Genomic DNA, 18,952 nt, shown 5'->3' with positions numbered 1-18,952 from the left:
TGAGGTCCCTGTTTCAATTTATTAGGCTACTTCACGATCTCATGAATCAACGTGATCGGTTCTGCCGAATCAGCAATCTCAATGTTGTCGTATAACAGCGTCTTCACGTTATCAATGTCCTCACGGTTGGCATAGATCGTCAGTAACGGTTCACCCTTTTGAACGGGGTCGCCGACTTTCTTATGCAGTTCGATGCCTACCGCGTAATCCAGCTGATCATCCTTGGTCTGCCGACCACCGCCCAGCAACATGCTGGCAATGCCAATTTCATCGGCCGTCATTTTAGCAACAACGCCACTAGTTTTCGCCGGTAAATCAACCTTGTACTGCGCTTGCGGCATAATCGTGGGGTCATCAACCACCTTGCCATCACCGCCCTGAGCAACCACCATCTGGCGGAAACTTTCCAACGCTTTTCCGTTGGCAACAACCGCCTCAAGCATTTCACGCGCTTCTGCCAACGTCTGCGCTTTCTCAGCCAGAACCACCATCTGACTGCCCAGTGTTAAGACCAAATCAGTAATATCTGCTGGTCCTTGACCCTTTAAGATATCGATAGTTTCTTGAATTTCTAGCGCGTTACCGATCATCCGGCCCAGGGGCTGATTCATGTCAGAGATCAACGCCATGCAATCCATCCCAGCATTTTGACCGATGGAGACTAAAGCTTTGGCGAGGTCGCGGGCCTGATCTTCCGTTTTCATGAAGGCCCCGGAACCGGTTTTCACATCCAGCACCAACGCATCCGTACCGGAAGCAATTTTTTTACTCATGATAGAACCGGCAATCAACGGAATGGAATCCACCGTATCAGTCACGTCTCTTAAGGCGTAAATTTTCTTATCGGCTGGCGCAATGTTGCCCGTAGCGCCCACGATGGCCAGATGGATATCTTTTACTTGCTGCTTGAACTGGTCTTCAGATAGCTCAACTTTGAATCCCGGAATGGCTTCCAGCTTATCCAAAGTGCCACCCGTATGACCAAGGCCGCGACCGGAGATCATTGGAATCGGAATTCCTAAAGCCGCAATCATGGGTGCCAGTGGCAGACTGGTTTTATCGCCCACCCCACCAGTAGAGTGTTTGTCGACTTTAATTCCTGGAATATCGGATAGATCCAGCTGATCACCCGATCTTAACATCTGCATCGCCAGTTCCGCCTGTTCACCGTCAGCCATCCCGTTAAAATAAATGGCCATGAGCAGCGCACTGGTCTGATAATCCGGAATACTGCCGTCTACCACGCCGTCCACGAAAAATTCAATCTCTGCATTAGTCAGTTCGCCGCCATTACGTTTATGATCGATCACGTCTACCATTCTCATCATCATTACCTCCTGACGTTGTCGGTGCCATCGATTTCAAATAAAAAGGGGGGGCAGTTAGAATAGCAGGAAATGCCCGTTATTTTAACTGCTGCCCCCCCAGATTGTTATCATTTAATCGCAGTTAGAGTTTAATTGCTGTTTCCAGCGCCACCGTCATCATTTCACTAAATGAGCTTTGACGATCTTCAGCTGATAAAGCTTCACCAGTCGTCAGATTGTCACTCACCGTATTGATCGACAGTGCCTGAACCCCATACTTGGCTGCCAGCATATACAAAGCCGCCGTTTCCATTTCGGTGCCCAGCACGCCATAGTCAATCAGCTGCTGATAATCGATTTCATCATTATAGAACCGGTCAGCACTAAAGATATTGCCGACTTTGACGGAAACACCCGCCTCTTTAGCTGACTCATAGGCCTTCAACAGCATATCGAAGTCAGCGGTTGGTGCGTAGATCACACCAGCTTTAAACGTGTTTTGGATAATCGCTGAATCAGTGCTGGCTGATTCGGCAATCAAAATATCGCGAATCTTAACGGCTTCACCGAACCCGCCAATACTGCCGATTCGCATGAGGTGCTTGACCCCGAAGAATTTGATCAGTTCGTTCGTGTAGATTGAAATCGATGGGATCCCCATACCAGTCCCCTGAACGGAAACTTTGTGTCCTTTGTAGGTCCCAGTATAGCCAAAGGCATTACGAACCGAATTATACTGAACAACGTTATCTAAGAAATTATCCGCGACGTATTTTGCTCGTAAGGGGTCGCCTGGCAGTAAAACCGTCTCAGCAATGTCGCCCATTTTAGCGCCAATATGTGTACTCATATTGATCCCTCCTATTTCAATGTCTCTAAGAATGAAGTCCCTGTTGGGTTACCACCAACGTTGAAATTATCCAACACCGTGGCACCAAAATCAGCGTAGGTGCGGCGAATTCCCAGTGAACCGCTCTGTTTAAGACTTGGTGAATAGGCCAGCAGCGGAACGTATTCACGAGTATGGTCCGTCCCCTTATAGGTCGGGTCATTCCCGTGATCGGCAGTGATCATCAATAGATCGCCATCCTGCAGCGTGGCTAGTAAATCACCAAGCTGTTTATCAAAGGCCATTAACGCCTGACCATAGCCTTCAGGATTACGCCGGTGACCATACATAGCGTCAAAATCAACCAGATTGGTAAAACTAAACCCGGTAAAGTCCTTTTCAGCGTTCGCTAAGGTCTGGTCCATCCCATCCGCATTACTCGTGGTATGCACACCTTTAGTGATGCCTTGACCAGAGAAAATATCGTTAATTTTACCCACTGCTAAAACGTCTAACCCAGCGTTCTTCAACCGGTCGAGGTCCGTTTCGCCAGTTGGCGCTAACGTAAAGTCGTGCCGATCGGACGTCCGGGTGAAGTGATCTTTATCTGGCCCAACATATGGCCGCGCAATGATCCGGCCAATTCGATAAGGTTTATCGATAGTAATTGAGCGGGCATATTCACAAATCTTATAGAGTTCCTTCAACGGAATAACGTCCGTGTGCGCCGCAATCTGCAGCACTGAATCCCCAGACGTATAGACGATCAGATCGCCGGTTTCCAGCTGATGTTCACCGTAATCATGAATCACATCGGTCCCTGAATAAGGCTTGTTGACGATCACATGTCGGCCGCTAAAGTCCTCAATTTGTTTGATCAATTCGGCAGGAAAGCCCTGCGGAAAGAACCCCAGTGGTTCCGTCACCGGCAGGCCCATCATTTCCCAGTGGCCGTCCATACTGTCCTTACCAACGGACACTTCATGCATTTTACCAAAGAAACCAATTGGTGCTTCAGCTAGGGCAACACCCTCGATCGGATTATCCGGGCGAATGTTTGATAAGCCCATTTTGGCTAGATTAGGCAGGTTTAGTTGACCCTTGTAAAATTCACCGATGTGGCCTAACGTATCTGCGCCCACATCATCAAATTTATTAGCATCGCTGGCTTCACCGATTCCCACGGAGTCAATAACGATCCCAAATATCCGTTTAAAAGTCATAACCGCCCCTCCTTAATCTTCCGTCACGATCTTGACACTGGCACTGGCACCGATTCGAGTAGCACCCGCGTCGATCATTGCTTCTGCTTCCGCTTTAGAGTGGATGCCACCAGAAGCTTTGATGCCTAACCGGTCACCCACTGTTTCATGCATTAATTTGATATCTTCTACCTTGGCACCAGCCGTTGAGAAACCAGTTGAGGTCTTCACAAAGTCGGCACCGGCTTTTTCTGCTAACTGACAGGCACGAACTTTTTCGTCATGGGTCAACAGTGCGGTCTCAATAATCACTTTAAGCAGTTTATGTTCTGCATGAACCGCATCCGCTAACGCTTTAATATCTGCTAAAACAGCATCATTATGGTTCGCCTTGAGTTCACCGACATTGATCACCATATCCAACTCATCAGCGCCGTCCTTGATTGCCTGCTGGGCTTCAAAGACCTTGCTTTCAGTGGAAGTGGCTCCTAGAGGGAACCCAATAACCGTACAAGTATTCACGTCGGTATTTTTCAACCCAGCAGCAGTGTGCTTCACCCAATATGGATTGATGCAGACCGAAGCGAAATCATATTTGATTGCTTCTGCAATGACTTTATCGACTTCCGCCTCAGTGGCGTCCGCGTTTAAAATGGTGTGGTCGATGTACTTGGCTAATTTCATAATCGATTCTCCTTCTTTCAAATATAAAGTGTAATTAGTAATTTGTAACCGTTTCCATAATATCATGTCGCAAACAGCGTGTATATGGATATGCTAAAATAAAGCAAACTTTGTGCATTTTTTAATTTGTCCCTCATAAATGCTACAAAATAACCGTACAGTTAAACTGTACGGTTAAGTGTTTAATATAAAAGTTTACTGCCTTGAATTCTCGATAAAAACCAGCCTGCTAACTAATGCTGCTGAAAGAGACTTTCGATTTCCTGAATGGCCGTTTCTAACTGCTCATGATTAATTTTGGCTGTGCCTTCAACTACGTAACGCTCCAAGATGCCCATCAGCATCCCTTCAATGGCACTGATCATAATGGTTTTATTGTGTGATTTCTGAACCGTTGCGATGACTGGATCGTCTTGAGGACCAGTCACCACCCGTCGATGGATCAGTTCCCAGAGGATCTGATTTAAGATCTCATGCAGATCAGACCGGCTCTGCCGGGTCGGCGTCAGGTTGCGCAAAACCGGCCAGTAGGCTTCGACGTATTCTACGAACTGCACCAGTAACGGCTGATCTGGTGCCTGCTTTTGAACGGTATCCTCAATTTCCGCCATTAACAAACTTTTTTTATCGTCAAAGTAGCGGTAAAACGTACTGCGAGTGATAAAACTTGCTGCTGCAATCTCTGACACACTGATCATATCGTACGGTTTTTCGCTCAGTAGCTCTAAAAAGGCACTTAAAATTTGGCGCCGGGTTCTCTCTTGTGCTTTACCCATAGTCAATTCTCCAATTCTCTCTTAATATTGATTGTCATAATCAAACAATTCTAGAAGAATTGTACTCATTTCAGCACCGTTATTCAAGCAAAAAGCCCTTATTTCTGGGCTTTACTAACCGTTTTATAATCCGCCCTATAGGCCCAGACTACAATGCCTAAGTTAATAAGGACTAGACCAGTTGTCATTAAAAAGACGTACCGGTAATCTAAAACACCGGCAACCCCAGCAGCCAACATGGGGCCAATCACTGAACCAATCGCTTGAGCCGATTGGTTGTAACTAAAGATTCGACTAATGGACTCCTTAGGCGTGGCCAAGGTCATGACTGTTTGGGTGATCGGCAGCAAAGCGGCGTCTGAGATACCGACTAAGAACCGGAAGACCCCAAGGCTCCACACACTGTGGACAAAAAACATCGGTAAAAACATGGCTGCACAAAAAATCAGCCCGGCAACCAGCACTTTACGTGGTCCAATATGATCGCCTAACGCACCTAACCGTGGCGCTGCCATTAACGTGGCGATTCCTGGTAAAGCAGCAATCACACCACTGACCATGGCGACGTTACCGTGACTATGCATCAATTCCTTCACAAACAAACTGATAATCGGGTTAATAGAAGTCGTTGCAGCTTGAATCAGCATGGATGATAGGATCATCGCCCACACCACCCGCACGTGCTTGATACCGGTAAAGGCACTGCGCTCTGCGTACTTCGGGTTGTCCAGCGGATGAAAGTCTTCTTTGACAAAATAAAGCGTCGTGAATGAAGCAATCAGCATCATACCACCAAAGATAAAGAACGGGATCCGGTAACCAAAGAGTCCCGCGATGTAGCCCCCAATGATGGGACCTATCAGCATACCGCCGACGCTCCCGGTAGTCAGTGTCCCCATGGTTTGACCGCTCTTATGGGCCGGCACCTCACTGGCCATTAAAGCATAAGCATTATTAATGTAGCCAGAAAAGCCGCCTTGGATGACACGTAACGTAATCAACGTCCAAACGTTGGGCGAAAACCCAGTTAAGGTTGCCGTCACCGTCATCCCGATAGCTGCTCGCATCAGCATCGGTTTACGGCCAGTCTTATCGGCGAGTTTACCCCAAAATGGCGACACGATTGCTTGACTGAAAAACGTGCCGGAAAACGCCAGGCCGGCATACAAGGTTAATTGCCACTTGGGAAAATTACCCATCTCACTGATAAACAGTGGTAAAAACGGCAGGCTCATACTGGAGCCCGCACCCGTAATAAAGTTACCCAACCACAGCGCGTAAAGGTTTTTTTGCCACTGCGGCATTTTTTTCACATTTGACATTGGACCATCCTCAATATGTATTTAAGACCATACTTATATTTTAGCACTTCACTAAACCAAAAAAGGCGCCGAACTGGCACCCCCATTAATGTTTCGTTTATTGATCATCACGAGAATCAGTGTCTCCGTGTGACTTTGAATCTGGATAGAACGTTTCAGTTGGTGCTGAATCAGAATTCTGACTGCCATCTTCAGTTGGATTAACTACCGTTGGCCCCTCAGTTTTCTCATCATCAGTTTGGGCACCTTCCGCAGCCAATTTGACATAAAAGTTGGCGTAAGTCTGGTGCATGTAGGGATAGACCCAGATGATTGGAATGATAATGATGCATGCGAAACCCCAGCCAATAAAGCTTAACCCCATAACGAAGTATTCCCATTTGTGGCCGTCCATCATTTTACGACTCAAGGTAATGGCTTCTAAAAAGCCGATTTTCTTGCCTTGGTCCAAATAATCACGATAGATAAAAATCGCCTGAGAATAAGCCAACGACTTAATAATCCCTGGAACGATCAGTAACAGGCTCCACAGAAAGGTAAATATCCCCACCAGAACAATCAAAGCTAGTGACCCCAGAAAATAAGCGCCACGGTTAAAGATCGTAAACGACTTGCTGACCGGTGCTGAAAAATCACCCACACCCCGCTGCAGATCGATCATCACAAACGAAACACCAGCCATCAATAATGATGTCACGATACTGAGTAAGCTCAGCCAGTCACCGCCACCAAGATTATTGCCACTATTGAAAGCCACGTTGCCAAAACCAACGGCCAGGCCAAGAATATAAATCGGTAAAAATAACAGCAAATAGAAACTAAAGTTTTTATCTAAGAACCCCCGTGCGTCGCTTTTAAATTGACGACGCCGACTTGCCATTGTTTCCTCTTCCATAATGAAAATTCTCCTCTCAAATTGGTTCGTCGTGCAAACCGAACACTCCAAAATGAGTATACTAATATTACAGAAATGTGTCAATTTAATAGTAATTGAAGTATAAGTGAACCTCGGACCGGTCCACGGCTCATTTAAACGGTTGGCAGGGTCTCTTGCAACGCCAACTGCATATCTAAGTCCCCTGTCGTTCTTCTCATCCTTCATCTTTTCACCAATGGAATTATTCGCCATAATCGTGTCAAGAACTGATTTAACGGGCTTTATAGCTTTGAGCTAACTGTTAATGCTGATTTAAAAATGCGTTATAATGTAATCGGTTACTCATTTAAATTAGGAGGAATGTACATGTATGAAGCAAATCCCAAACGTTATGACAACATGGTCTATAACCGGCTTGGCGACAGTGGTTTAAAGCTCTCCGCCATCGGTTTAGGCCTCTGGCACAACTTTGGCAGTGTCGATGCTTATGAAAATCAACGTGCCATTGTTCACCAGGCGTTTGATCTGGGCATCACCTATTTTGACTTAGCCAATAATTACGGTCCCGAACCCGGCAGCGCCGAAGAAAACTTCGGCCGGATCATGGCTACGGATATGAAACCTTATCGTGACGAAATGGTGATTGCCAGCAAAGCCGGTTACGAAATGTGGGATGGTCCTTACGGCAACTGGGGCTCGCGCAAGTCGATCATTGCTAGTGCTGATCAAAGTCTCAGGCGCATGGGCCTAGACTACGTGGACATTTTCTACAGCCACCGTGCTGACCCGGAAACCAACGTGTATGAAACCGCCCAAGCACTGGATAGTCTGGTACGTGAAGGTAAAACGCTGTACGTTGGTATTTCCAACTACAGCGGTGCCCAAACGGAAGCGATTATCAAATGCTTTGAGGATATGCACACGCCGTTTATCGTTCATCAGCCACGCTATAACATGTTCAACCGGGGCGTTGAAAAAGACCTCTTCCCCGTTTTGAAAAAGTACCATAAAGCAGCGGCTGGTTTCAGTTCACTTTGCCAAGGCCTGTTGACAAATAAATACCTGAACGGGATCCCTAAGAATTCACGGGCAGCTAAGTCTACCAGTCCTTTCTTGGAACCCAAACAAGTTGAAGAAACCTTAAAGACCGTCAAAGCACTGAACGAAGTCGCACAATCGCGCCACCAGACTTTAGCGGAAATGGCCTTAGCCTGGAACTTGCGTAAACCCGAACTAGCCAGCGTCTTAGTCGGTGCTAGTCGGCCGCAACAGTTAGTCGACAACGTCAAAGCACTGGATCATCTGGACTTCTCCGATGAAGAACTAAAGACTATTGATGATATTTTAAGCAAACAAGGTTCAATTGATTGGGCTTAATGCTTTAAAGCAATCAAAAAAGTCCGCTTATCAGTCAATACGACTGACAAGCGGACTTTTCTATACTCAAATTATTTAGCAACATCAATCATAAACCGACGTGAGCTGAAATCTACGGACTGTTTAACATCCGCATCCTCGTCAAACTCACTGCCAATAAATAAACCGGCGTTCATCAATTCATCGCCGTAATAGGTTTCGTCACTGTCATTAACGCGATACTGTTTGTCGGGATCTAATCCCCGCAAATAAAGCCGTTCGTACGGTGCGTTGGGATGATTCAGCAGTTGATACCGAGTGGCAATGGCGTGGTCTTGGTTATCATCGACCACGACCCAGCTCATGACGTTGCCATCACCAGCAAACGGACTGTCCAGCCGATATAATTTACCAAACTGGTACAAAGCACGGTGCTGCTTGTAAAAGGCGACCTGCTTTTTAACGGCAGCCTTTTCTGCATCCGACATCTTGGAAATATCTAGTTCATAACCAAAGGCACCATAAAAGGCAACGTTCGCCCGGGTTTCCAGTGGTGTGATTCGGCCTGTTTGTTCGTTAGGCACAGCGGAAACGTGTGCCCCCATCATAGACTGCGGGTAACCATAGCTGGTCCCGAATTGAACCTTCATTCGTTCGGCAGCATCCGTATCGTCACTAGCCCAGGCTTGAGGGGCGTAATACATCATCCCAAGATCGAAGCGACCACCACCGGATGCACAGGATTCAAACAGAACATCTGGATAGGCTTGAGTTAAACGGGCATAGAGGTTATAAACACCGAGAATATAGCGATGCGGCATCTCTAACTGGCGGTCGGCTGGTAAGGCTGTGCTGTACATTTCTGTGATATAACGGTTCATATCCCATTTAATATAATCCAGCTTGGTTTCTTTGATCACCTTACTCATCATTTTATAGATGTAGTCCACCACTTCTGGTCGGCTAAAGTCTAGGACGTACTGGTTCCGCTCTGGAGTAGCGCGACGTTTAGGCGTGTGGATCAGCCAGTCTGGGTGCCTTTGATACAATTTGCTATCGATAGAAATCATTTCTGGTTCAAACCAAAGGCCAAACTTTAAGCCTAAGTCGTGAACTTCATCGGCAAAGGTACTGATCCCATTTGGCAGCTTTTTGAGGTCGGCAAACCAGTCCCCCAGTGACGATCTATCATCATTGCGGTGGCCGAACCAGCCGTCATCCAAAACAAACATCTCAATGCCAAGCTTTTTGGCCTGTTTAACGATCGGCATGAGTTTTTTATCGGTAAAATCAAAGTAAGTGGCTTCCCAGTTGTTCACTAGAATTGGCCGCTCCATGTGCTTGTACTTAGCGTTAACTAAGTGTTCCTCATAAAAGGCGGCTAACTGCTGGCTGAGTTGATTCATCCCATCCGCCGTATAAGTCATGACTGCTTCTGGCGTTTGAAATTCTTTGTCTGGGGCTAATTGCCATTCAAACTCTTCTGGATTGATACCGACTAATACTCGGCTGGTATTCCATTGATCAACTTCAACTTGGTCTAAGAAGTCGCCGGAATACACTAGGTTAAACCCAAAGGCTTCACCTGCATCATCGGTAGTGTTGGGCCGAACGAGCATCATGAACGGATTTTCCTGGTGACTGGACGTTGTTCGGACAGAATCAATGGCTTGAATGCCAGCCCGCAGCGGTGTCCGAACTAAATGACGTTCCCGGGCCCAAGTGCCAGCAAACTGCACCAGATCATACTGCTTATCTGGCAGATCTAACTGCGCACTGTGAGCAGCATTTAACGTTACCGTTTCAGTGCCGTGATTCTTAAAGTTAGTGCTGCGGACGATCACGTCTTGATGCGGAAAAACGGTGTAGTTGAGTTCCAGCTCCAGCTGAATCAAGTCATCCGTCAAATGAACAGTCAGCGTTTCAGCGTCGTCTTCAGTATCATCAAAGGTTGAAGGCAACCCCTTTAACCGTTGCTTGCCAGATACGACCTCATAATGATCATACTTAAAGTCCGTAATGCGACTGCCATTCGACTGGGTCACTTGATAGGCCGGCCGGCGATAATCACCAGTGCCAGTATCGGAATACTCCTGTCTGATCGCCCCTAATTGAAAATCGGGTTCATCCAGCGAATAAGCTGGGGTCGCCGTCTTCAATTCGCGCTTCAATAAATGATCATATTGAGGCTCGACACGAATCTTCTTACCATAGTAGACCTGTCCTAAAATTCCGTGTGCCAAGACCTGAAAAATATAACTTGTATGGTCCGTTTGTAAATGAAATGTTTGGTGCGTTTTGTCAACGTAAATTGCCAATGTTTGTTACCCCTTTCAATGTATGTAGTTGCTATTATTAGCTTTAATCAATTAACTAATGTCAGGTAAAACAGATAAAATTAAGCGCTTCCTATTTTCTCCATTCTCACCGTATTTTACAAAATAAAAGCCTGTAGATCAGGCACTGGAAACGCTTTAATTTACACTTTCACTTTACCACTTTCTAATAGAGTATCTCAACCTCTCCCATTTACTGGCGGCACTATTAATGTGCTAGCTGCTACCAAAACAAAGAAGCCTAAATAACCAATCAATAGTGACTGATTATTCAGACTTCTTTTAGTTTGCCATTACAGCGTTGATTACCAGAGATAATCAACTGGGTTCTTAATGTATTGATCATAAACATCTTGAACGACCTGCATTTGTTCAGGCTTTAGAGCCGGCAGATCAGAGGCCACCGTGTTACGCTCAATTTGCTCAGGTGAACTAGCACCAGGAATGGCAGCCGTAACGGCGTCAAACATCAAAATATAACGCAGTGCGATAGCGGCTAAATTATCCGTACCAAGTCGCTGCTTCAATTCTTGGGCAGCTTTGACACCGGTCAAATAGTCCACGCCAGAGAAGGTTTCGCCCTTGTCAAAGAGTTCACCATTTCGGTTAGTGGTCCGTTGATCGTCCTTACCAAATTTTGTATCAGCAGTGAACTTACCGGTTAATAGGCCACTAGCTAGTGGTACCCGGGCTAAGATCCCCACGTTGTTTTTCTTGGCGAGATCAAAGAATAACTTAGAAGGACGCAGGCGGAACATGTTGAAGATAATTTCAACAGCTGAAACGTCATAGTCCATTGCTTTAATGGCTTCTTCGACCCGTTCAACACTGACACCGTAGTTCTTGATCTTGCCAGCTTTCTTCAGCTTATCCAACGTGAAGAAGGTTTCCGGTGTGTAATAGATCGACATTGGCGGGCAGTGGAGCAGCACAAGATCCAAAGCCTCTAAACCCATGTTAGACAATGATTCGTCCACGTAACGGGTGAGATGTTCCGGGTTAAAGTGTTCCGCGCTCAATGGTTCTTCTTTGCGGCCAATCTTAGTTGTAAAGTGAACGTCCGGATGCGTTTTAACAAACGCCCCAACCGCTTTTTCACTGTTGCCCCCCTGATAACCATCGGCAGTATCAAAGAAGTTGACGCCTTGTTCATAAGCTTCTTCCAAGGTTGCAGTTGCATCATCAATATCAAATGGGTCACCCCATTTGCCACCAAGCTGCCAGGTCCCTAAAGAAACGTCACTAATGTTAAAGCCAGTTTTTCCAAGCGTACGATAATTCATAGTTAGCTTCCCTTCATTACACAATTTATTCTTAAACTTGCCTTAATTATAGAAGTTAGAGTGGGGTGTAAGTCAAGAAACATCATTTAAAATGTTTGCTTCCATTGCGAGGCTGTCTGGCAATCGATATTCCTATTAGTTCAGCACAACGAAAAAGGCCAATTCGTTTTCGAATTGGCCCTACTGAAAGTTTAAATTAAGTGAATGATCAATTTTATTGAGCGGTGTAACCACCGTCAACCACGAATTCTGAACCCGTGGCAAACTTAGATTCGTTGGAAGCTAAGTAAACGCACATGTAGGCAATATCGTCTGGTTCACCAATGTGGCCCATTGGGGTCTTGGTACGTTGCGACATAGCTTCTTCGGCACCCTCTAGATCATCAACTAACGGTGTCTTGATGTATCCTGGGTGAACCGTGTTAACCCGCACACCATAGTCTTTTAAGGCACAATCCAAAGCAGCTGATTTAGACATGATTCGAACGGCCCCTTTAGAAGCGTTATAAGCCCCTAAATCAGGATCGCCGATAAAGCCTTCAATTGAGGACATATTAATGATCGAAGCGCCCAGGTCCTTGTTCTTCATCCGCTGAATGGCAAGCCGAGTACCAAAGAAGACACCGTCTAGATTAACGGATAAGAGTTTATGCCATTCTTCAGTGGTGGTGTTCTCAATGCTCTTGCTAACTGCAATTCCGGCATTGTTAACCAACGTTGAAACCGGACCAAACGCCTTTTCAGTTTCATCGAATAAGTCTGTCCAGCCAGCTTCATCGGCAGCATCATGTTGAATGAAGCGAATCACGTCTGGGCCACCAATGCTCTTGGCCGCCTTTTCACCAACATCCGCGTGCCGACCTGTAATGACGACCTTCGCACCTTCATCCACAAACCGCTTAGCGATCCCTAAGCCAATACCCAGCGTACCACCAGTAACAATTGCAACTTTATCTTTTAAACGATCTGTCATAATTAAGCACCTCCGTAGAATTACATCAGTTGATGTTAATTAAGAGTATACCTGATTTCTGCTCAAAAAGATAGTAATTTTATTCACAAAATTATCATTTTCATTAATTAATTCAGTAATTCATAAATTAATGAAAGCAAACTCATATCATTTAATCACTTATATATCAGCAATAATATGATATAAAACAGTTTAAATAAATAACATTGATTTACAATTTTTAAAGTTAATTAAATCACATGGTCGCTCTATTTTCAATAAATAACACTCAATATAATTAAAAAGAGCCTGACGATCAGCTAAAACGCTGATAATCAGGCTCTGATTCAAAATAAGATTTAAATCACCAATTTTGCTCTTTTATATACTAAACGTTTTCCGGTTCAGCAGCCGTTTCATGCGTAATACCCAGATACGTTTCCTCAGCTTCTCGCCGGGCTTCAATCGCTTCAGTGATGGTTTTAAAGCTTTTCAGTAAAACGTATTTGTGATCGATCATTAAGCGCGCAAACCACTTACCCGTCTGCCGGTCAAAGGAAACCCCAATGACCCCGCTCTTATTACGGGCAGATTCTGAGATTGAACTCAGTGAAACCCCATTTTCATCCCGTAATTGATCGGAACGGCCCATGTAGTCCACAAACTTAGGGTTTTTATAAACCCGCTTACTTGAAAGATCTCGTCTTAAGCAGCCGCAACTTTTAGTAATGTGTGACCGTAACCGGACACCATCAACCACCGTTTTGTTGCCGCAATCGCACTGACATAACCACATTGCATTGGAGTTCGCAGCGTTATTACCATAATATTTAAGGACCACTAACCGGCCAAAGCGCTGGTTAGTTAAGTCGATTCTCTTGCTCATGTTTTTTATGCCACCCTTTTAACTATTTTAAATTCGCTGATTTATTTATTATTAGTATATTCTCTAATTAATATATTGTATATTCAACGAATGACCACTCGCTTTCAATATTAAAAGACTAATAACTTATAATTTTTTAATGATAGTTACTTTCTGGAAAAATAATACTGCCTCGAAACGAATGTTCGGATTTTGGAAGTACCCCGATGTTTACCAAGCGCATTACTATCCCATTCCTTGACGTAATTGTACCATTCTTTGAGAAACATTTGGTTTAATTTTACTTAAAATGTTGTCTTTTATAATTATTGGTACAAAATATAAAATATGTTTATAAAATGGGTTAATTAACTAATCTGATTTTCTCAAAACACAGCGAGGGTGTTCAAATATTCCGAAAATATTCCCTGTATCAGCTTGAGTTAGCGTACACTCTAACTATTAGACTAATTTAAAAGTAAAAAAGGAGCATTACTATGACATACTCAATTGGCCAGGTTGCTGAAAAGACTGGCTTAAGCACCTATACCTTACGCTACTACGACCGCGAAGGCCTAATGCCATTCGTAAAACGAACCCCCTCTGGGCGACGAGAGTTCACCGATGACAACCTCGATTTTCTTGACCTGATCACCTGTCTGAAAGATACGGGAATGCAGCTTTCTGAAATTCGTCACTTCGTCGAACTAGCGATGCAGGGTGATTCAACCCTAGAAACCCGGCTGAATATTTTCAAGCAACAGCAGCAGGCTGTTCACGACCAGATTGCACAAGCCAAGCAACATTTGGCGAAGCTCGATTACAAAGTTCGGTTCTTTACCGCTGCTTGTGACGCTGGTACTGAAGCCGCCGTTTCAGGCGATTGTGAACTTCCGGGACAGCCCATCGTCATCGATGAAAGTTTACGGGTTAAAAAGGCTCACCCCCGCTTAAACTCATTTTAACCTAGAAAAACACGCATCAGCCAACCTCTCCTAATGGGAAAGATTGGCTGATGCGTGTTTTAAGTGACACTATTTAAATCACTAATTTTACGGCAATGTATTGCCAGCAGCAAAGTAAATATCATACCATTCCTGCTTCGTCAATTGAACATCAGCGCCAGCAATGCTTTCTTTCAAGTGATCCTGGTTCATTGAGCCTAAGATTACTTGCATGTTAGCTGGGTGACGTAAGATCCAGGCAGTCGCAATAGCGTTCTTGGTAACACCCTTAGCATCCGCGATCTCCTGCAATTTAGCATTCAATTCTGGAAACTTCGGGTTATCAATGAACGGACCTTCAAAAGTCCCGTATTGATATGGTGACCAAGCTTGGATCGTCATGTTATGCAGCCGTGAGTATTCGATGATTTCACCGTCATGGTTAACGCTACGGTCGTCACTCATGTTCATGTGCAGACCAAAATCAATTGGACCAGTGTGCATGACACCGAACTGCAGCTGGTTGACCATCAGTTTTTGACTAACTGCTGATTGCAGTAATTCGATCTGCATAGGGTTGCAGTTGGATAGTCCAAAGTGACGGACCTTACCGGCAGCTTGCAGTTCATCAAAGGCTGCAGCAACTTGATCTGGCTCCATCAACGCGTCTGGCCGGTGCAGCAAGAAGAAGTCCAGATAATCAATCCCCATCCGCTGCAAAATACCGTCTACAGCTTCCAGCAAATGCTGCTTAGAGAAATCGTAGCGCTGACCAAAGACCAGATCACCATGACTGCGCTTAGGATCTAGCACGATGCCACCCTTTGATTGAATGATGAGATCTTCACGCTTCACACCCGACTTCTTTAAAGCCTGGCCGAAGATTTTTTCCGACTTGCCACCACCATAGATATCAGCGGAGTCAATAAAATTGACCCCTTTATCAGTGACGGTATCCAAGACTTTAGCGGCATCATCAACGTTTAAGCTCACCATCCGCATGATGCCTAAGGCAACTGCAGAAGCTTGTAAAGTTGTGTTTCCGATTGCGACATTTTTCATTTTATCAAAAAGCCTCCCTTTTATACATTCATTATAGAAGTTAGAGTGTACTCAAGGTCAACTATTTAGCGACCTTTTTAACAAATTTAAGCGCCTTGGATGACAAATGAGAAGGAATGGTCCTGCTCAGCTGAAATGTGATATTGCTGTTCAACATCCGCGCCCCAGGAATCGATGCCGCCAACACCGCGGACCGCACCAAAAATGGTGAGGACCGTGCGGCGTGGTGCTGGTAATTCTTCAATGTGGGTCGCGTTTTCAATCTCTTCAGCAGTATATGGTAAACAGCTAAAGGCGAAGGGGTGATCAGCTTGAGCAAACGTCAGGTTGAACGCATGGCTCAGACAATCGGTATTATTCTGCGTCCGATTACGGGTCACGGTCACTTGTTTCGACTGCATATGCATCCCGCACTCTTGTGGGACCAAATACTTCGTAACGGGCATACCGTCGACTGTGTAGGTGCCTTTGACACCACCGGCCATCCGGTCAGGGTAAGTTTCACCCGACAGGCCATCATATCTGAAGCAAACAGCAGACGTTGGCATGACAAACCGCAGCCCTAAGGCTGGTAATTCCGGTAAACCGGCCTTGCCATGATAGTCAACGTTAACCTGAATTTGGCCTTTACCGTCAACAGTATAAGCAGCTGTCACCGTCGTTGAAGGCGTAGTCAGTGTTTCATACGTAAAGGTGATTGTGACGTGATCAGCAAATTCATGGTCACTGTACTTATTATTCTCGGGTGAAATCGGTAATTTAATAGGCTTATCGTTAACGGCCACCTCAACATTAGTGCATTTCAAAAACATGTCGGTGCCTAGCCAGCTGGCTGACTGGACTGAAAAACCGTTACCACGGTCATTATCGGTAGTTGCCCGCCAAAAAATCGGCTTAGGTACCCGGTACAGCCATTCCTTACCATGCTGGACGAGGGATTCCATGCCACCGCGTTCATAGCTAAAGATATAACCAAAGCCTTCACCGCGTAAGCCTAACGTTGCGTCACCATAGATAATTTGAACTTGTTTAGTTGATGTGTTTGCCATAATAGTACTTCACCTCCTGAAGAGCTGGTTTTGGTGTCCGGTCAGCAAACATAAGACCGTCGCCAGAAAATTCATAATCGGAATGACGATCATCAAAGTCGCCGCCATACCGTAAAACGGGTTGCCCGGTTACTTCATCCTTAACTTCAATGGCTTGATCAATAAAGTCCCAGATAAAGCCACCTTGATACATCGGATACTTATCAATTAAATCGTTATAAGACGACATGCCACCCAGTGAGTTACCCATGTCATGCATGAACTCACAGTTAACAAACGGCTTCTTAGGATCATTGGTTAAGTACTTTTCAATTTCCTTTGGCGGATCGTACATCATACTTTCCATGTCAGAAATCTGGTCTTCATAGGCCCGGTTACGGCAGACCCCCTCATAGTGAACCAGACGGGTATCATCGTGCTCTTTATAGAAGGCATTCATGGCTGCAATGTCGTCGCCAGCATAGGATTCGTTACCCAGCGACCAGAACAAGACCGCCGTGTGGTTTTTAAACATTTCAAAATTACTGCGAGCTCGGTCGACCACTGCTTCACGCCATTCTGGCAATGAACCTGGTACGTTGTAAGATGGTTCAACAGCACCCATCTTCTGCCAAGTACCGTGGGATTCCAAGTTATTCTCCGCCATCATATAAATACCGGCTTGATCGCACATATAATACCATTCGTCGCGATCAGGATAGTGACAAGTCCGCACCGCGTTAATGTTATTTTCTTCGAAGGTCTTCAGATCTTGCTTCATATCTGCAATGGAGATGACCCGGCCGCTCTTAGCGTCCCATTCATGACGGTTGACACCGTTTAAAATGATTCGCTTACCGTTTAACAGCATGATCTTATTCTTCATTTCAACTCGTCTGAAGCCGAACTGATAAGGCACGATTTCAACTACTTGCCCCTGTTCATCCAAGACGGTGACCTTTAAGTGATACAGGTACGGATCAGTATGCTGCCACAGATGAACGTCAGGGAATGTTTGATGGCTGATCTCAATTTCATCATTGACTGGTTTTTGACTGTCAAAAATGCTCTGACCATCATCATCCGTAATGCCGATTTGGACACTGCCCTTAGCGTTTGATTTCCGGTTAAGCTTGAGCTTAAGGCTAAAGTCGCCAGTCGTGTAATCATCCGCTAAATTGCCAATGATCCGCATATCTTGTACGTGGATCGCAGGTTCGCCAACTAACCGTACACTCCGAAAAATGCCGGAGAACCGGAACATATCTTGGTCTTCAATGAAGGCCGCCGTACTGCGTTTAAAGACTTCAACCGCAATCAGGTTTTCACCGTCTCGTAGATAGGGTGTTAAATCAAATTCGGATTGAGAAAAACTGTCTTCAGCGTAACCTACGAACTGACCGTTCAGCCAGAGGTACATCGCCTGTTCAACACCGTCAAACTGAACGACGACCCGCTTATTGCGGAGTTTAGGATCCAGTTCAAAGGTTCTCAGGTAGGCACCGACGTAGTTATCTTCGCCGTCACTGAACATGCCTGCACCCTTTTGATCCTTGCCTAACGCATAGGCTGGGCGCCGGTAGAGCTTACCTTCCCATGGATAGGTGGTATTAATATACTTCAGCCGGCCGTAACCCGCGATTTCAATGTGTTCTGGTACCGTAATGGTATCAAAATCGCTGCGATCATAATCCGGTGCATAAAAGCCAATTGGCCGCTCCTTAGGCTGCTTTGCAAATTTGAATTGCCAAGTACCGTCCAATGGTTGGATAAACTGACTCTGACCAGCCTCTAAATCAGTCTCACTCTGATAAAAATGGTGGTCACTATGAGCTGGTAGCTGATTGACCCGGAATGTTTGGGGATCATCCAGCCAGCTTAATTCTGGTTTCATTATTTAAAACCTCCTCATGCAAAAGCGCTTTCATTAAGCGCTTACATATCTATCATAAATGATTTTGAAGTAAACTAACAGCCCATTTAACTAAAATTTTACCGATTTTTACTCAACGAACTAACAGGAACTTCAATTCAGCTATAATTTCCAGCTTAAAACTAACTCTTAGTCCCTGCTTATAGACCTAGCTTAATAAGGTATAATTAAAATAGCTATTCAATTAAAGGGGGTC

The 18,952-nt window shown here is 45.2% G+C and carries 16 protein-coding genes; 2 read left to right on the top strand and 14 right to left on the bottom strand.

Features of this window, described 5'->3' with window-relative positions; genetic code table 11:
• Nucleotides 1–26: 26 nt before the first annotated feature.
• From FFM73_RS03080 to FFM73_RS03050, 7 genes are all read right to left on the bottom strand, one after another.
• On the bottom strand, nt 27–1,325 hold the full coding sequence (locus FFM73_RS03080; RefSeq protein ID WP_137630321.1) for a pyrimidine-nucleoside phosphorylase: 1,299 nt from the start codon (nt 1,323–1,325) through the stop codon (nt 27–29).
• Between the two features lie 124 nt (nt 1,326–1,449).
• On the bottom strand, nt 1,450–2,157 hold the full coding sequence (gene deoD / locus FFM73_RS03075; protein ID WP_137630320.1) for a purine-nucleoside phosphorylase: 708 nt from the start codon (nt 2,155–2,157) through the stop codon (nt 1,450–1,452).
• Between the two features lie 11 nt (nt 2,158–2,168).
• The gene (locus FFM73_RS03070) at nt 2,169–3,359 is read right to left on the bottom strand and encodes a phosphopentomutase (protein ID WP_137630319.1); all 1,191 of its coding nucleotides are present in this window, start codon (nt 3,357–3,359) and stop codon (nt 2,169–2,171) included.
• A gap of 12 nt (nt 3,360–3,371) precedes the next feature.
• Entirely contained in the window at nt 3,372–4,022 is a 651-nt protein-coding gene (deoC, locus tag FFM73_RS03065; protein ID WP_137630318.1) for a deoxyribose-phosphate aldolase, read from the bottom strand.
• A gap of 233 nt (nt 4,023–4,255) precedes the next feature.
• The gene (locus FFM73_RS03060) at nt 4,256–4,798 is read right to left on the bottom strand and encodes a TetR/AcrR family transcriptional regulator (protein ID WP_137630317.1); all 543 of its coding nucleotides are present in this window, start codon (nt 4,796–4,798) and stop codon (nt 4,256–4,258) included.
• A gap of 98 nt (nt 4,799–4,896) precedes the next feature.
• Nucleotides 4,897–6,120 (bottom strand): MFS transporter, encoded by a 1,224-nt coding sequence (locus FFM73_RS03055; protein ID WP_235874436.1) that lies wholly within the window; start codon nt 6,118–6,120, stop codon nt 4,897–4,899.
• Nucleotides 6,121–6,217: 97 nt separating this feature from the next.
• Complete coding sequence (locus tag FFM73_RS03050; protein ID WP_235874435.1) at nt 6,218–7,015, bottom strand: DUF975 family protein; 798 nt, start codon at nt 7,013–7,015, stop codon at nt 6,218–6,220.
• Between the two features lie 348 nt (nt 7,016–7,363).
• On the opposite strand from FFM73_RS03050, the gene FFM73_RS03045 reads away from it, so the two are divergent.
• Nucleotides 7,364–8,374, top strand: coding sequence for an aldo/keto reductase (locus FFM73_RS03045; RefSeq protein ID WP_137630316.1), 1,011 nt, complete (start codon nt 7,364–7,366; stop codon nt 8,372–8,374).
• 71 nt (nt 8,375–8,445) lie between these two features.
• On the opposite strand, the gene FFM73_RS03040 is transcribed toward FFM73_RS03045, so the two are convergent.
• The 4 genes from FFM73_RS03040 to FFM73_RS03025 form a co-directional block, all read right to left on the bottom strand.
• Nucleotides 8,446–10,671, bottom strand: a complete 2,226-nt coding sequence (locus FFM73_RS03040) for an alpha-galactosidase (protein WP_137630315.1) — start codon at nt 10,669–10,671, stop codon at nt 8,446–8,448.
• Nucleotides 10,672–10,994: 323 nt separating this feature from the next.
• On the bottom strand, nt 10,995–11,972 hold the full coding sequence (locus tag FFM73_RS03035) for an aldo/keto reductase (protein ID WP_137630314.1): 978 nt from the start codon (nt 11,970–11,972) through the stop codon (nt 10,995–10,997).
• Between the two features lie 214 nt (nt 11,973–12,186).
• On the bottom strand, nt 12,187–12,945 hold the full coding sequence (locus FFM73_RS03030) for an NADP-dependent (R)-specific alcohol dehydrogenase (protein WP_137630313.1): 759 nt from the start codon (nt 12,943–12,945) through the stop codon (nt 12,187–12,189).
• A 367-nt stretch (nt 12,946–13,312) separates the two neighbouring features.
• A complete protein-coding gene (locus tag FFM73_RS03025; RefSeq protein WP_137630312.1) occupies nt 13,313–13,810 on the bottom strand; it encodes an AP2 domain-containing protein in 498 nt (165 codons plus the stop codon).
• A 476-nt stretch (nt 13,811–14,286) separates the two neighbouring features.
• On the opposite strand from FFM73_RS03025, the gene FFM73_RS03020 reads away from it, so the two are divergent.
• The gene (locus FFM73_RS03020; protein ID WP_137630311.1) at nt 14,287–14,754 is read left to right on the top strand and encodes a MerR family transcriptional regulator; all 468 of its coding nucleotides are present in this window, start codon (nt 14,287–14,289) and stop codon (nt 14,752–14,754) included.
• Nucleotides 14,755–14,841: 87 nt separating this feature from the next.
• Here FFM73_RS03020 and FFM73_RS03015 read toward each other — a convergent pair whose 3' ends face one another.
• The 3 genes from FFM73_RS03015 to FFM73_RS03005 form a co-directional block, all read right to left on the bottom strand.
• A complete protein-coding gene (locus tag FFM73_RS03015; protein WP_137630310.1) occupies nt 14,842–15,795 on the bottom strand; it encodes an aldo/keto reductase in 954 nt (317 codons plus the stop codon).
• Between the two features lie 86 nt (nt 15,796–15,881).
• On the bottom strand, nt 15,882–16,844 hold the full coding sequence (locus tag FFM73_RS03010) for a beta-galactosidase small subunit (RefSeq protein WP_137630309.1): 963 nt from the start codon (nt 16,842–16,844) through the stop codon (nt 15,882–15,884).
• Nucleotides 16,825–18,717 carry a glycoside hydrolase family 2 TIM barrel-domain containing protein gene (locus FFM73_RS03005; protein WP_137630308.1) on the bottom strand — a complete coding sequence of 631 codons (1,893 nt, stop codon included), beginning with the start codon at nt 18,715–18,717 and terminating at the stop codon, nt 16,825–16,827. The genes FFM73_RS03010 and FFM73_RS03005 overlap by 20 nt, the downstream gene beginning before the upstream one ends.
• Between the last annotated feature and the right edge of the window lie 235 nt (nt 18,718–18,952).

Origin of the sequence: Secundilactobacillus hailunensis (genome assembly GCF_005405185.1) — a bacterium.
Classification (GTDB): domain Bacteria; phylum Bacillota; class Bacilli; order Lactobacillales; family Lactobacillaceae; genus Secundilactobacillus; species Secundilactobacillus hailunensis.
The sequence above is the reverse complement of the archived record's forward strand: the minus strand, read 5'-3'. Positions and strand labels throughout refer to the sequence as shown.

Bases quoted from the DNA above. Each gene is read 5' to 3' on its own strand.
- FFM73_RS03080 (WP_137630321.1), bottom strand. From the start codon at position 1,325: ATGAGAATGGTAGACGTGATCGATCATAAACGTAATGGCGGCGAACTG.
- deoD (WP_137630320.1), bottom strand. From the start codon at position 2,157: ATGAGTACACATATTGGCGCTAAAATGGGCGACATTGCTGAGACGGTT.
- FFM73_RS03070 (WP_137630319.1), bottom strand. From the start codon at position 3,359: ATGACTTTTAAACGGATATTTGGGATCGTTATTGACTCCGTGGGAATC.
- deoC (WP_137630318.1), bottom strand. From the start codon at position 4,022: ATGAAATTAGCCAAGTACATCGACCACACCATTTTAAACGCGGACGCC.
- FFM73_RS03060 (WP_137630317.1), bottom strand. From the start codon at position 4,798: ATGGGTAAAGCACAAGAGAGAACCCGGCGCCAAATTTTAAGTGCCTTT.
- FFM73_RS03055 (WP_235874436.1), bottom strand. From the start codon at position 6,120: ATGTCAAATGTGAAAAAAATGCCGCAGTGGCAAAAAAACCTTTACGCG.
- FFM73_RS03050 (WP_235874435.1), bottom strand. From the start codon at position 7,015: ATGGAAGAGGAAACAATGGCAAGTCGGCGTCGTCAATTTAAAAGCGAC.
- FFM73_RS03045 (WP_137630316.1), top strand. From the start codon at position 7,364: ATGTATGAAGCAAATCCCAAACGTTATGACAACATGGTCTATAACCGG.
- FFM73_RS03035 (WP_137630314.1), bottom strand. From the start codon at position 11,972: ATGAATTATCGTACGCTTGGAAAAACTGGCTTTAACATTAGTGACGTT.
- FFM73_RS03030 (WP_137630313.1), bottom strand. From the start codon at position 12,945: ATGACAGATCGTTTAAAAGATAAAGTTGCAATTGTTACTGGTGGTACG.
- FFM73_RS03025 (WP_137630312.1), bottom strand. From the start codon at position 13,810: ATGAGCAAGAGAATCGACTTAACTAACCAGCGCTTTGGCCGGTTAGTG.
- FFM73_RS03020 (WP_137630311.1), top strand. From the start codon at position 14,287: ATGACATACTCAATTGGCCAGGTTGCTGAAAAGACTGGCTTAAGCACC.
- FFM73_RS03015 (WP_137630310.1), bottom strand. From the start codon at position 15,795: ATGAAAAATGTCGCAATCGGAAACACAACTTTACAAGCTTCTGCAGTT.
- FFM73_RS03010 (WP_137630309.1), bottom strand. From the start codon at position 16,844: ATGGCAAACACATCAACTAAACAAGTTCAAATTATCTATGGTGACGCA.
- FFM73_RS03005 (WP_137630308.1), bottom strand. From the start codon at position 18,717: ATGAAACCAGAATTAAGCTGGCTGGATGATCCCCAAACATTCCGGGTC.